Origin of the sequence: Pseudomonas weihenstephanensis, from assembly GCF_001043055.1 — a bacterium.
GTDB lineage: Bacteria > Pseudomonadota > Gammaproteobacteria > Pseudomonadales > Pseudomonadaceae > Aquipseudomonas > Aquipseudomonas weihenstephanensis.
Genome location: NZ_JYLF01000003.1, coordinates 354,071 through 367,606, shown reverse-complemented (window position 1 = coordinate 367,606; position 13,536 = coordinate 354,071). Strand labels below are relative to the sequence as shown.

Genomic DNA, 13,536 nt, shown 5'->3' with positions numbered 1-13,536 from the left:
ATTGATGTGGCTAGCGGGTGGGGGTTTGCTGCTCACACTCACGGCGCCAGCGGCCTGTGCATTCAGTACACCGCCCGACCCCCATGCTGCGCGGGCCTGCAATGAACGCCCGGCCAAACCCGTCAAACGTCGCGCCTGGGTGCCGGACAACCCCGCGCTGGGGTATGTGCCGGGGCAGAGCCTGATCCGCAACCGCCCGCGCCTGTCGGCACCCATCGTGCCGTGGGTGGCGCAGGGCGAGCGTTATCCCTTCCCGTGGCGAGGTGGACCGTTCCGTCTGACCCAAGGCCCCGGCGGGTCTTACAGCCATCAGGACGTGCGCAGCCGATACGCGATGGACATCGCCATGCCCGAGGGCACGCCCATCATCGCGGCGCGCGCGGGCCGGGTGCTGGATCTGGAGAACAGCCAGAGCGGCGCGTGGCCCAGCCCATCAGGCAATTTTGTGCGGGTGCTGCACAGCGACGCCAGCACCGGGGTGTACCTGCATCTGAGCCGTGGATCGGTGCGGGTGCAGGTGGGGCAACAGGTGAAGCTGGGGAGTGTATTGGGTCTGTCTGGCAACACCGGCCACAGCAACGGGCCGCATCTGCACTTTGTGGTGCAACGCAACTCGGGGCTGGGCTGGGTGTCAATCCCGTTTCAGTTCAACCAACCGCTGCAGGGCCTGCCGAACTTTGCGCTCGGCAGGTAATACCCCCTGACCGGTTACGCGTGGGGGTTAGTCCAGCTTGAGGACTTTGGCCAAGACGATTTTCGGGCCTTTCATCTTTTTGATGATGATGCGCAGACCTTCGACTTCCAGCAGCTCTTCTTCTTCGGGCACCCGTTTGAGGGTGTCGTAGATCAAGCCTGCGACGGTTTCGGCTTCGACGTGGTCCAGGTCAACGCCGAGCAAGCGCTCGATCTTGAACAACGGCGTGTCGCCCCGCACCAGCAGCTTGCCCGGCTGGTACGACAGAATGCCGCGCTCGGCCTTGCGGTGTTCGTCCTGAATGTCGCCCACCAGCACTTCGAGCACGTCTTCCATCGTCAGGTAGCCCACGACCTTGCCGTCAGCTTCTTCGACCAGCGCAAAGTGCGCGCCGCCCTTGCGAAACTGTTCGAGCAACTGCGACAGCGGCATATGGCGCGACACGCGCTCCAGTGGCCGGGTCAACTCTTCGAGGTTGAAGGTTTCGGGCAGGTGATCAAGATCAGCCAGCTCCAGCAACAGGTCCTTGATGTGCAACAGCCCGACGAAGGTGTTGTTTTCGGCATCGTAGACCGGGTAGCGGCTGAACTTGTGGCGGCGGAACAACGCCAGGATTTCTTTGAGTGGCGCCTTGGAATCAAGGGTCACCAGGTCTTCGCGCGAATTGGCCCAGTCGACCACCTCCAGCTCACCCATTTCGACCGCCGACGCCAGCACTCGCATACCTTGATCGCTGGGGTCCTGACCACGGCTGGAGTGCAGGATCAGTTTGAGCTCTTCGCGGCTGTAGGCGTGGTCGTGATGGGCGCCCGGCTCACCTTGGCCGGCAATCCGCAGAATCGCGTTGGCACTGGCGTTGAGCAAATAAATGGCCGGGTACATGGCCCAATAGAAGAGGTACAGCGGCACGGCCGTCCACAGCGACAGGGCCTCGGGTTTACGAATGGCCCAAGACTTGGGCGCCAGCTCGCCGACGACGATGTGCAGGTACGAAATGATGAAGAAGGCGGTAAAGAACGACACGCCCTTGACCACTTCGGCCGATTCAACGCCCAAGGCGCTGAGCAGCGGCTCCAGCAAGTGCGCGAACGCCGGCTCGCCGACCCAGCCCAGGCCCAGCGATGCCAGGGTGATACCCAGTTGGCACGCCGAGAGGTAAGCATCGAGTTGGTTGTGCACGGTGCGCAGGATACGTCCGCGCCAGCCGTTCTGGTCAGCAATGGCCTCGACCCGGGTGGAGCGCAGTTTGACCATGGCAAATTCGGCCGCAACGAAGAAGCCGTTGAGCAAAACCAGGATCAGTGCAAAAAGAATCATGCCGAAATCGGCGAACAGTGTGGCGAGGGTCAAGCCAGGGGAAGGGTCCATGATGGAGTTTTAATGGTTCCGTTGTTTCAAATAGGGAGGGTCAGGTGCCTGAACGACAGGCACATGGCAAGCAATGTAACGACTGACGTGGCCCTTGCCTAGTGGGCTAACGCCGCATGGCTCAGTCGATCGGGTCCACGCTAAGGTTTTTTGTCACCTGAACCGGAGCGAAATGGCAGGTAAACGTACTGCCGTGGCCCAACACGCTGCTGATCTCAAGGCGCGCACGATGGCGCAGCAGCACATGTTTGACGATGGCCAGGCCCAGGCCGGTGCCACCGGTGCTGGCATGGCGGCTGGAGTCAACGCGGTAGAAACGTTCGGTCAGGCGTGGCAAGTGCTTGCTGTCGATTCCGACCCCGGAATCCTGCACGCTCAGGTGCGCACCCAAGGCGTCGGCCCACCAGCGGATCCGAATACTCCCACCGTCCGGGGTGTATTTGACCGCGTTAAACACCAGATTCGAAAACGCACTGCGCAGCTCAGACTCACTGCCTTTTAGCGCTACATCGGCCTGCGCCTCCAGCGTGATGGTCTGGTTGCGCTGACCGGACAACGCCTGTGCGTCGCTTTTGACTGTGCGTAATAAACGCTCGACCTGCACCGGCTGGTTGTCTGACGGGTAATCGGTGGCTTCCAGCTTGGCCAGTAGCAGCAGGTCGTTGAGCAACGTTTGCATGCGCTCGCCCTGTTGCTGCATTTGCGACAGCGGGCGCTTCCAGCGCGGGTTCACGTCGTCGACGTTATCGAGCAGGGTTTCCAGATAGCCACAGATCACTGTCAACGGCGTGCGCAATTCGTGGGAGACGTTGGCGATGAAATCTTTGCGCATTTGTTCGAGCTGATGAATGCGCGTGACATCGCGTACCAGCATCAAGTGCTCATTGTTGCCGTAGCGGGTGATGTAGAGCTGGATACGCAGGTGATCGTTGACCGGCGAAGGGATGTCCAGCGGCTCAGCGTAGCTGTTCTGTTCGAAATATTCCTTGAAGCGCGGGTGACGCACCAGGTTGGTCACGGGCTGTCCGCTGTCCTGTGGCGTCTTGAGGCCCAGCAAGGTCTCTGCGGCGCGGTTCCACCATTCGAGGTTGCCGTCGCTGTCGAGCATCACCACTGCGTCTTTGAGCGCTGCGGTGGACTCTTGCACGCGGTCGATCACAGCTTGCAAGCGCCCGCGTACCCGCTGGTCGCGCCGTTGCAGGTGATAAATGCTGTCGAACACTTCGCCCCACAGGCCATAGCCATCAGGGGGGGCTTCGTCGGGTTGGTGATTGCGTAACCAGTCGTGCAGACGTAACAGCTGTTTGAGCGTCCAGCCCAAGTACAGCGTCACACCTGCTGCCAGGCTCCAGCCGTAATAACCGCTGACCAGGCCGATCAACAGGCAGGCGGTGACCAACAGCAACAAATGACGAATCAGCGTGCTATGCCAGTTTTGATTCACGTCGCGCGGGTCCTTGCTTGGCGTTGAGTCTGAAAGTGCAAATCAGGCTTTGGTCGAAAAACGATAGCCCGTGCCGCGCACGGTTTGTACCAGATTCTCGTACGCCTCGCCGAGCGCTTTGCGTAAACGGCGAATGTGCACATCCACGGTGCGCTCTTCGACATAAACGTTGCCGCCCCATACTTGGTCGAGCAACTGGCCACGGGTGTAAGCGCGTTCCTGGTGGGTCATGAAAAATTGCAGCAGGCGGTATTCAGTGGGGCCCATTTCGGCGGGCGTGCCGTCGATGGTGACGCGATGGCTGATGGGATCGAGCAGCAAGCCGCCGATTTCAATCGGCGACTCGCCATCGGCCGGGCCAGCGCGACGCAACACGGCCTTAAGGCGTGCTACCAGCTCGCGTGGGGAAAACGGCTTGGTGATGTAATCGTCAGCGCCGACTTCCAGGCCCTGGATCTTGTTGTCCTCCTCACCTTTGGCCGTGAGCATGATGATCGGAATATCGCCGGTCATTTCTTCACGCTTGAGGCGTCGGGCCAACTCAATGCCGGAGGTGCCGCCGGGCAGCATCCAGTCGAGCAGGATCAAATCAGGTTTGCGGTCGACGATGATCGCGTGGGCCTGCTGAGCATTCTCTGCTTCGAGGCAGTCGTAGCCCGCCATTTCCAGGGCGACTGCGATCATTTCGCGGATCGGTGCCTCGTCATCAACAATCAGAATGCTCCTGCCAACCATGCCGTAATCCCCATGTCATTTAACTGTCTTGTGGCGCATTAGATAACGGAATTATTGCAGTCGTGTGACAACTTTGGGCAAGCGCCACGTTCGAAGGGCGAGTGAACTACGCTTGTAGGTTCAAATCGTACAACCACCTAGAGGACGATTCCGATGACTCACCGCTCGCTTTCCCTGAAGTCACTGTTTTTAGGCGCTGTATTGGCGCTGCCTGGCCTGGCCTTTGCCGCAGAACCGGCGATGACCCAAAACGGTGTGCTGGTAGATCACCGCGGCATGACGCTTTACACCTTTGCCAAAGATGAGCAAGGCAAATCGAAGTGCAATGACGAATGCGCCAAAAATTGGCCGCCGCTCAAAGCTGAAAGCACGGACAAAGGCGAGGGTCAATGGACCACCCTTATTCGTGATGACCAACAGATGCAGTGGGCCTATAACGGCAAGCCGCTGTACACCTTTGTCATGGACAAGAAAGCCGGGGACAAGACCGGGGACGGCAAAATGGATGGCGCGTGGAAAGTGGCCAAACCCTAACGGACGCAACCCTGTAGCCACTGACCCGTCATGCGAGGCTGCGTCCTGCTGCGCCGCCGTCGTAAAACCATCCAGCCTGGTATTGCAGACACACTGCCTCGTGGAATTTTACGACCGCTTCGCGATTGATCGCAGCCTCGTTCCTCGACAGCGACTACAACGGTGCAAGCCCATCGTTATAGTGGGTTGAGCACGGAAAGCAAAAACGCTAGCCCCGCCCAACGGCCATACATAACTACTGCCTCTGGTGAAACTCTCTCTTTTAATCTGATTGGATCATTGTGCCAATCAGGTCACACGTATGGCTTCCTTACATCATCACACCCCCTCCCTCGCCGCCCTCAACCCCAGAGGGGCCTGCGTGCGTAAGGTGGCTTACCACCGCGTGCGCGCCGAGGAGGCACCGGTTGCCCGAGTCACACGCAGCGTGTTCGGCCACACCGGGTTCTTGCAGGAGCAGTGGGACCCGCGCCTGCACACCTTGCACGCCACGGATGCCGGTATAAAACCCAATTTCAGCCAGCGCTTGAGCCTGTCCGGGCAGGTGCTGCGCAACGACAGTGTCGATGCCGGATGGCGCGTTTCACTGCTGGGCACTGCCGGTCAGCCGGTCAAAAGCTGGGACGCTCGCGGCGGGCTGCAACGCCATGAATACGACCGCATGCTCAGGCAGGTGGCGGTGTTTGAGCAAGCGCAGGATGACCCCTTCGAAGCCTGTATTGAGCACTTGACGTATGCGGGCGCAACCCCCGAATACGCGGCGCTTAACTGTAGCGGCCGACTGTTGCGCCACGATGATCCGGCAGGCAGCGTGCGTTACGAACACTACGGGCTCAATGGCGCCGTCACGCAGCAGTCTCGCCGTTTTGTCAAGGCACACACCGCGCTCAACTGGCCCGCACTCATAACAGCACGCGAGCAGTTGCTGGCGCCGGAGTCGTTCACCAGTTCCTGGCACTACAGCGCGCTGAATGCAGTGCGAGAACAGGTCGACGCCAAAGGCAACCGGCGGTTTTCCGAATACGGTATCGACGGTGAACTGAGCCGGATCACGCTGCAGTTCAGCAGCGGAAAACGCAAGGTGCTGGTGGACAGCAGGGTGTATAACGCGCAGGGCCAAGTGATCTCTGAACGCGCCGGAAACGGTGCTATCACCATGGCCAGCCACCATGAGGCAGACGGCCGTTTACAGCAGATGAAGGTCTATCAGTCGCACAATAGGGGCCGTGTGCTGCAAGACCTGACCTACTCTTATGACCGCACTGGCAATGTGATCAGCATTCAGGACGCCGCCCAACCGACAGCCTGGTTCAGTAACGCCAAAATCGATGCCGTGAGTCAGTATGAGTACGACACGCTGTATCAACTGACCAAGGCCACCGGCCGCGAAAACGTTCAGAACAACCGTAAGGCAACCTTGCCGGGGCTGGTCTTGTTCGGCGCCACGCAAAATACGCCTTGGGGTAATTACACCCGTCATTATCACTACGACGCGGCTGGCAATCTGTTGCAGATGCAGCATGTGCCCTCCACCGGCCAAGGTTATACCCAGCGTATGAACGTGGCAGCTCATAGTAATCACAGCCTGCTGGAGACACCGAACGCGAACCCGGGGCTGGGCCGTGGCTTCGATCAGGGCGGCAATCAGCACACCCTGGCACGAGGCCAAGTGATGAGTTGGAGCTTGCGCAACCAACTGTCGCAAGTAACACAGGTGTTGCGCGAGGACGGTGAGTGCGATGAAGAAACCTACACCTACGATGGCGCCGGTCAACGCGTGCTCAAACGACGGTTGAGCAAGGCCAAAAGCCTGACCCACACCCGCGAAGTCATGTACTTGCCGGGGCTTGAACTGCGTCGCGACCATGCCAGCGAACAGTGGCTCAGCGTGCTCTGCATCGAGACCGGGCGTACCACCGTCAGAGCCCTGCAATGGGAGCAACATCGGCCTGCGCAAACAGCCGACGAACAAGTGCGTTTCAGCCTGTCGGACTTGAGCGGCAGTTGCACCTTGGAACTCGACGAGCAAGCCGCGCTGCTCAACCACGAGGGCTATTACCCCTATGGCGCCACGGCCTGGTGGGCGGCCAAAAGTGCGATTGAGGCCACCTACAATACCCATCGTTACTCGGGTAAGGAACGTGATGCCACGGGCTTGTATTACTACGGTTACCGCTACTACGCGCCGTGGCTAAGGCGCTGGCTGAACCCTGACCCTGGGGGCACTGTTGATGGGCTCAATGGGTATGGGTTTGTGGGCAATGACCCGATTGGTCATGTCGATACGGATGGGCAGATCAAACGGCGAGCGGACGGGAGCCTGATTCCCGAAGCGGCTGGGTCTGAATCTCTGCAACCTACCAATGTGGGTGGGTCAAGGCCGTCATCACCTGCTCGGTCTCTGAGTGATTTTGATACCAGTCTATTCTCTCCCGCTCCTTCTCCCCCCCCCTCGCCAGCGCCGTCTCTGAGCGATTTTGATGAGACGTTGCTACCGACACTCAGTTTGCAAGAACAATACGCAGCAATCGTTGAAACATTAGCTCCCGTTGCTGCAAAACCACAGCCTGGTACGTCCACGCAGGGCACATTCAAAGTGCCTGCTGCGCCAAAAGAGAAGCGCTTTAAGTGCAGTACCCCTGACTGCAATAAAAGCTTTTTCAGCAACCACAACCTGATAATCCACACCCGCGTTCATACGGGGGAGGCCCCTTACGCGTGCGCTGAGCCTGGCTGCACCAAAACCTTTAAGCAGGCAGGTAATCTAAAGAGGCACCAGCGAACTCATACAGGCGAAAAACCTTACGCATGTTCAGAGCCTGGATGCGCAAAAAGCTTTGCGCTGAAGGAACATCTAAGACTGCACCAGCGGACTCATACAGGTGAGAAACCTTACTCATGCCCTGAACCTGGCTGCACAAAAAGCTTTACAGATGGGAGCAACCTAAAGAAGCATCAAAGTATTCATACACAAGCACCACGTTTCTGGTGCAACACTGCGGGTTGTCACAGGACGTTCACCTTGAAGGGCAGTCTGACCCAGCACAAGCGCAAGAGCGGGCATTAGTCAATGAAAGCACTGTGCCCCAGAACAGACCCAGCGCCCATAAAAAACCTCGCCTCCCTGTTACAGGAGGCGAGGTTTTTTATAGCGCGGCCTTAAACGGCGTTAGGCGACTTGGGACGGCGTACATCAGGCTGCTTCCACGACTCTGCCGCCGATTCGTCAATGGCTTGCTGAATAGCCTTTTTACGATGCTCCTCCGCACGACGGCTGAAGAACCACACCATAAAGGTCACCAGCGACACCGCCAGCAAAATCAAGCTGGCCACGGCGTTGATCTCGGGCTTAACCCCCAGACGTACCGCCGAGAACACTTCCATCGGCAAGGTCGTGGAACCCGGCCCGGACACGAAGCTGGCCAGGACCAGGTCATCCAGTGACAAGGCAAACGACATCATGGCGCCCGCCGCCAGCGACGGCGCAATCATGGGGATGGTGATCAGAAAGAACACTTTCCACGGTTTGGCACCCAGATCCATCGCGGCTTCTTCGATCGACAAATCCAGCTCACGCAGGCGCGATGACACCACCACGGCCACATAGGCCGAGCAGAACGTGGTGTGAGCGATCCAGATGGTGACAATGCCCCGCTCTTGCGGCCAACCAATCATTTGCGCCATCGCGACAAACAGCAGCAGCAATGACAGACCGGTGATCACTTCAGGCATGACCAGCGGCGCGGTCACCAGACCGCCAAACAGGGTGCGGCCCTTGAAGTGGCTGATACGCGTCAGCACGAAGGCGGCCAACGTGCCCAGCGCGACCGCTGCAATCGCCGTGTACAAGGCGATTTCCAGCGAGCGCATCACCGAACCCATCAACTGCGTGTTGTCCAGCAAGCCGGTGTACCACTTCAGCGACCAGCCGCCCCATACCGTCACCAGTTTGGAGGCGTTGAACGAGTAGATCACCAGAATCAACATCGGCAGGTAGATGAACAGCAACCCGACGACCAACATGAAGCTCGAAAAACGGACGCGATTCATATCTTGCCCTCCAGCTCTTTAGCCTGGCTGCGGTTGAACAGGATGATGGGCACGATCAGGATCGCCAGCATGACCACGGCAAGCGCAGACGCTACCGGCCAGTCACGGTTGTTGAAGAACTCTTGCCACAACACTTTACCGATCATCAGGGTTTCGGGGCCGCCCAGCAGTTCCGGGATCACGAACTCACCCACCACCGGGATAAACACCAGCATGCAGCCCGCGATAATGCCGTTTTTGGACAGCGGAACGGTGATCTTCCAGAAGCTGTTGATAGTGCTTGAACCCAGGTCAGACGCGGCCTCCAGCAAGCTGTGGTCGTGCTTCACCAGGTTGGCGTACAACGGCAGGATCATGAACGGCAGGTACGAATAGACGATGCCGATGTAGACCGCAATGTTTGTGTTGAGGATCTGCAACGGTTCGCTGATCCAGCCCATCGACATCAAAAAGCCGTTGAGCAGCCCATTGTTGCTGAGGATGCCCATCCACGCGTACACGCGGATCAGGATCGCCGTCCAGGTCGGCATCATGATCAGCAGCACCAGCACGGTCTGCATCTCTTTGCGCGCATTGGCAATGGCGTAGGCCATTGGATAGCCGATCAGCAGGCATAACGCCGTGCTGAAAAAGGCCATCTTCAACGAGCCAAGGTAGGCCGCGATATACAGCTCATCGTCGCCCAACATGGCGTAGTTGCCCAGGTTCAGCAGGATTTGGATCTTTTGGTCGATGTAGCTGTAGATCTCGGTGTACGGCGGGATCGCGACGTCGGCTTCAGCAAAGCTGATTTTCAGGACGATGAAAAACGGCAACATGAAGAACAAAAACAGCCACAGGAATGGAATCCCGATCACCGCATGGCGGCCCTTGGGGGTTATTCGTTGCAGACGGCGTTTAAGTTTTCGCATGTTCATGAGCGCAGTACCACGCCGCTGTCGTCTTCCCACCACACGTAGACTTCGTCGTCCCAGGTAGGACGCGCGCCACGGCGTTCGGCGTTGGCCACAAACGATTGCACCAGTTTGCCGCTCGGCAGCTCGACGTAGAACACCGAGTGGCCGCCCAGGTAGGCGATGTCATGCACCTTGCCGCGCGACCAGTTGTATTCGCAGGTCGGCTTCTCGGTGGTGACGAGCATTTTTTCCGGGCGAATCGCGTACGTGGTGTGCTTGTCTTCAACCGAGGTGCTGACGCCGTGACCGACATAAATGTCGTTCTCCAGCTCCGGGCAGTTGATGCGCGCATAGCCTTCCGCGTCGTCGACCACTTCACCCTCGAACAGGTTGACGTTACCGATGAACTCGCACACCAACCGGCTGACCGGGGTTTCGTAAATATCGATCGGGCTGCCGATTTGCGCGATCCAGCCCAAATGCATGATCGCAATGCGCTGGGCCATGGTCATGGCCTCTTCCTGGTCGTGAGTCACCATGACGCAGGTCACGCCCACGCGCTCGATGATTTCAACCAGTTCGAGCTGCATTTGCGAACGCAGCTTTTTATCCAGCGCGCCCATCGGCTCGTCGAGCAGCAGCAGTTTCGGGCGTTTGGCCAACGAACGGGCCAGGGCCACACGCTGACGTTGACCACCGGACAATTGATGCGGCTTGCGCTTGGCGTACTGGCTCATGTGCACCAGCTTGAGCATTTCGTTCACGCGCGCATCAATCTCGGCGCCGGACATTTTGTCCTGCTTGAGGCCGAACGCGATGTTCTGCGCCACGGTCATGTGCGGAAACAAGGCGTAGGACTGGAACATCATGTTGATCGGCCGTTCGTACGGCGGCATATCAGTGATGTCTACACCGTCGAGGAAAATACGGCCCTCTGTTGGGCGCTCGAAACCGGCGAGCATGCGCAGCAAGGTGGATTTGCCCGATCCCGATCCGCCGAGCAAGGCGAAGATTTCGCCTTTGTTGATTTCCAGGGACACGTCGTCCACCGCAATCGTCTCGTCGAATTTTTTCGTGACCCGGTCGATTTTGACCAGCACCTGTTTAGGTGTCTGGTCGCCCTCGAGGGCTTTCTTATAGGCGCCGGAGGCAACAGCCATTACGAAACTCCCAACAAATTTAGCAGCCCGACTTCAATAGCCAGGCCTTGGATAGGCGGTCGCGGGGGTTATTTACCCGTTTTGACCTTGGTCCACGTGCGCGTCATCAGACGCTGCACTTTCGGGGGTAGTTCGGTGGAAACGTACGTTTTGTCCAGCACCGCCTGGGTTGGGTAAACCGCTTCGTCGGCACGAATGGACGCATCCATCACCTTGTCGGCGGCCGGGTTAGGGTTGGCATAGCCGACATAGTCACTGACCTGAGCGATCACTTCAGGCTTGAGCAAGTAGTTGATGAAGGTGTGAGCTTCTTTGACGTTGCCGGAATCTTTGGGGATCGCCAGCATGTCAAACCACAGGGCGCCGCCTTCCTTGGGCACGATGTAGGCGATGTTGACGCCTTTTTTGGCTTCTTCGGCACGCGCTTTTGCCTGGAACACATCGCCGGAGAAACCAATGGCGACACAGATGTTGCCGTTGGCCAGGTCGGAAATGTACTTGGAGGAATGGAAGTAGGTGACGTATGGACGCACCGACATCAGCACTTCTTCAGCTTTCTTGTAATCCTTGGGGTTGGTGCTGTTGGCATCCAGCCCCAGGTAGTTGAGTACGGTGGGCAGCATTTCATCTGCCGAGTCCAGAAAAGCCACGCCGCAGCTTTGCAGCTTCTTCATGTTTTCGGGCTTGAACACCACGTCCCAGGAGTCGATGGTGTCGACGCCCAGCACTTCTTTGACCTTGTCCACGTTGTAACCAATGCCATTGGTGCCCCACAGGTACGGCACGGCATATTGGTTGCCCGGATCGTTGGCCTGAAGGCGCTTGAGCAGGGCCGGGTCAAGGTTGGAATAATTGGGCAGTTGCGCCAGATCGAGTTTCTGGAACGCGCCCGCTTTGATCTGCTTGCCCAGGAAGTGGTTAGACGGCACAACCACGTCATAACCGGTACGCCCGGCCAGCAGTTTACCTTCCAGCGTTTCGTTGGAATCGAAGACGTCATACACCGGTTTGATGCCCGTGGCCTTTTCAAAATCCACCAGCGTGGTCGGCGCGATGTAGTCCGACCAGTTGTAAATGTGCACGGTAGGTGCTGCTTGTACGCTGACGGCAAGCGTCAAACCAGCGCCGACCAGCAAGGTCCTGCGAAACAAAGATGTAGACACGTGATGGTCCTCAAAATAGTTGGGCCTGAGTTGCCCGCGTCACACGGCAGTAGAACCGCCAAAGACAAAACCGGCGCGCAACTTACCCTCGATAAACGTGCACAGCAAAGTTTTCTGCGATTTATTGCTGTAATGCCCTGATTTAGCGCTGATTTCACCCTAAACCGCAGGCTGCGATCTGTTGAACGTTTATAAAGATCGCAGCCTGTGACCGCTCCTACAGGGTGTCGAGTTACTTACCGGACTTGATTTTGGTCCAGCTACGCGTCAGCAGGCGCAAGGTGGTAGGCGGCAAGTCACTGATCGCATACAGCTTGGCTTTCACTTCGTCGGACGGGTAGATGCTCGGGTCGCCCGAGATGTCTTTATTCACCAGCGGCGTTGCAGCCTTGTTACCGTTGGGGAAGCGCACGCTGTTGGTGATTTCGGCCATCACCTCAGGCTGCATCAGGAAGTTCATGTAGGCGTAGGCGGCCTCAACGTTTTCGGCGTCTTTAGGGATGGCGACCATGTCATAGAAGCTGCCAGCACCTTCTTTCGGGATCACGTACTTGAGCTTGACCTTGTCGCCGGCTTCTTTAGCGCGGGAAATCGACTGTTCCAGGTCGCCCGAGTAGCCCACGGCGACGCAGATGTTGCCGTTGGCCAGGTCGGAGATGTACTTGGAGGAGTGGAAGTAACCCACCGAAGGACGGATTTTCAGGAACAGGTCCTCCGCTGCTTTCAAGTCATCCTTGTTGGTCGAGTTGGTGGGCTTGCCCAAGTAATGCAAGGCAGCCGGGATCATTTCGGTCGGCGAGTCCAGGAAGCTGATGCCACAGCTTTTCAGCTTGGCCGCGTTCTCGGGCTTGAACAGCACGTCCCATGAATCAATGGTGTCGACGCCCAGGGCCGCTTTGACCTTTTCAGGGTTGTAGCCGATGCCAATGGTGCCCCACATGTACGGGAACGCGTGTTTGTTATCCGGATCGCTGGCATCGCCAACGGCCTTGAGCAACGCAGGGTCGAGGTTTTTCCAGAGGGGCAGCTTGGACTTGTCCAGCTCCTGGTAAACCCCGGCCTTGATCTGCTTGGCCAGAAAGTTGTTGGACGGCACGACGATGTCGTAGCCGGACTTGCCCGCCAGCAGCTTGGCCTCGAGGGTCTCGTTGCTGTCGAACACGTCGTACACCACTTTGATACCGGTCTGGTCTTCAAACTTTTTCACGGTATCGGGTGCGATGTAGTCGGACCAGTTGTAGATGTGCAGCACTTTGTCGGCTGCCTGCGCTGCCCCCGCCATCACACCCATCAAAGACAGGGCGAGAAGGGTCTTGCCAGCTTTTTTAAAACCTGATGCCTTCATCTGTAATGCTCCACTTATTCTTTTAAACCACCGATTCAGCGTCCTGAGATCAGGGTGACTAAAGCCGGCGGCTAGTCTGGCAAGTTCCGGGGCAGGCTTTCAAGGGAAGAGCCTTTATTCTTAAGGCTTAGAGCGTAATTACCTACG

The 13,536-nt window shown here is 58.0% G+C and carries 10 protein-coding genes and 1 pseudogene; 3 read left to right on the top strand and 8 right to left on the bottom strand.

The genetic code is table 11. The features are described 5' to 3' along the window. Positions 1-229: 229 nt before the first annotated feature. A pseudogene (locus TU86_RS23855) lies at positions 230-694 on the top strand (M23 family metallopeptidase); the annotation flags it as partial. Between the two features lie 27 nt (positions 695-721). On the opposite strand, the gene TU86_RS09270 reads toward TU86_RS23855, so the two are convergent. The 3 genes from TU86_RS09270 to phoB form a co-directional block, all read right to left on the bottom strand. Continuing rightward, the gene (locus TU86_RS09270) at positions 722-2,062 is read right to left on the bottom strand and encodes a hemolysin family protein (RefSeq protein WP_048363996.1); all 1,341 of its coding nucleotides are present in this window, start codon (positions 2,060-2,062) and stop codon (positions 722-724) included. A gap of 121 nt (positions 2,063-2,183) precedes the next feature. Then, the gene (phoR, locus tag TU86_RS09265; RefSeq protein WP_048363995.1) at positions 2,184-3,506 is read right to left on the bottom strand and encodes a phosphate regulon sensor histidine kinase PhoR; all 1,323 of its coding nucleotides are present in this window, start codon (positions 3,504-3,506) and stop codon (positions 2,184-2,186) included. A 42-nt stretch (positions 3,507-3,548) separates the two neighbouring features. Continuing rightward, positions 3,549-4,241 (bottom strand): phosphate regulon transcriptional regulator PhoB, encoded by a 693-nt coding sequence (gene phoB, locus TU86_RS09260; RefSeq protein WP_048363994.1) that lies wholly within the window; start codon positions 4,239-4,241, stop codon positions 3,549-3,551. 153 nt (positions 4,242-4,394) lie between these two features. Between phoB and TU86_RS09255 the strand changes: the two genes are divergently transcribed. Together TU86_RS09255 and TU86_RS09250 are read left to right on the top strand one after the other, a co-directional pair. Next, a complete protein-coding gene (locus tag TU86_RS09255) occupies positions 4,395-4,775 on the top strand; it encodes a COG4315 family predicted lipoprotein (RefSeq protein ID WP_048363993.1) in 381 nt (126 codons plus the stop codon). 301 nt (positions 4,776-5,076) lie between these two features. Beyond that, positions 5,077-7,842 carry an RHS repeat-associated core domain-containing protein gene (locus TU86_RS09250; RefSeq protein WP_157395889.1) on the top strand — a complete coding sequence of 922 codons (2,766 nt, stop codon included), beginning with the start codon at positions 5,077-5,079 and terminating at the stop codon, positions 7,840-7,842. A gap of 92 nt (positions 7,843-7,934) precedes the next feature. Here the strand turns inward: TU86_RS09250 and TU86_RS09245 are convergent, their stop codons facing one another. From TU86_RS09245 to TU86_RS09225, 5 genes are all read right to left on the bottom strand, one after another. Next, positions 7,935-8,825: an ABC transporter permease subunit gene (locus TU86_RS09245; RefSeq protein ID WP_048363992.1), complete on the bottom strand. Its 891-nt coding sequence runs from the start codon at positions 8,823-8,825 to the stop codon at positions 7,935-7,937. Continuing rightward, on the bottom strand, positions 8,822-9,742 hold the full coding sequence (locus TU86_RS09240) for an ABC transporter permease subunit (RefSeq protein ID WP_048363991.1): 921 nt from the start codon (positions 9,740-9,742) through the stop codon (positions 8,822-8,824). Before TU86_RS09240 ends, TU86_RS09245 begins: the two co-directional genes overlap by 4 nt. Beyond that, the gene (locus TU86_RS09235) at positions 9,739-10,881 is read right to left on the bottom strand and encodes an ABC transporter ATP-binding protein (protein WP_048363990.1); all 1,143 of its coding nucleotides are present in this window, start codon (positions 10,879-10,881) and stop codon (positions 9,739-9,741) included. The genes TU86_RS09240 and TU86_RS09235 overlap by 4 nt, the downstream gene beginning before the upstream one ends. Before the next feature lie 68 nt (positions 10,882-10,949). Next, on the bottom strand, positions 10,950-12,044 hold the full coding sequence (locus tag TU86_RS09230) for a polyamine ABC transporter substrate-binding protein (RefSeq protein ID WP_048363989.1): 1,095 nt from the start codon (positions 12,042-12,044) through the stop codon (positions 10,950-10,952). Positions 12,045-12,276: 232 nt separating this feature from the next. Next, on the bottom strand, positions 12,277-13,389 hold the full coding sequence (locus tag TU86_RS09225) for a polyamine ABC transporter substrate-binding protein (protein ID WP_048363988.1): 1,113 nt from the start codon (positions 13,387-13,389) through the stop codon (positions 12,277-12,279). Positions 13,390-13,536 lie beyond the last annotated feature (147 nt).

Excerpts from the sequence above, each read along its gene's own strand:
- TU86_RS09270 (WP_048363996.1), bottom strand. The coding sequence starts at position 2,062 with ATGGACCCTTCCCCTGGCTTGACCCTCGCCACACTGTTCGCCGATTTC.
- phoB (WP_048363994.1), bottom strand. The coding sequence starts at position 4,241 with ATGGTTGGCAGGAGCATTCTGATTGTTGATGACGAGGCACCGATCCGC.
- TU86_RS09255 (WP_048363993.1), top strand. The coding sequence starts at position 4,395 with ATGACTCACCGCTCGCTTTCCCTGAAGTCACTGTTTTTAGGCGCTGTA.
- TU86_RS09250 (WP_157395889.1), top strand. The coding sequence starts at position 5,077 with ATGGCTTCCTTACATCATCACACCCCCTCCCTCGCCGCCCTCAACCCC.
- TU86_RS09245 (WP_048363992.1), bottom strand. The coding sequence starts at position 8,825 with ATGAATCGCGTCCGTTTTTCGAGCTTCATGTTGGTCGTCGGGTTGCTG.
- TU86_RS09240 (WP_048363991.1), bottom strand. The coding sequence starts at position 9,742 with ATGAACATGCGAAAACTTAAACGCCGTCTGCAACGAATAACCCCCAAG.
- TU86_RS09235 (WP_048363990.1), bottom strand. The coding sequence starts at position 10,881 with ATGGCTGTTGCCTCCGGCGCCTATAAGAAAGCCCTCGAGGGCGACCAG.
- TU86_RS09225 (WP_048363988.1), bottom strand. The coding sequence starts at position 13,389 with ATGAAGGCATCAGGTTTTAAAAAAGCTGGCAAGACCCTTCTCGCCCTG.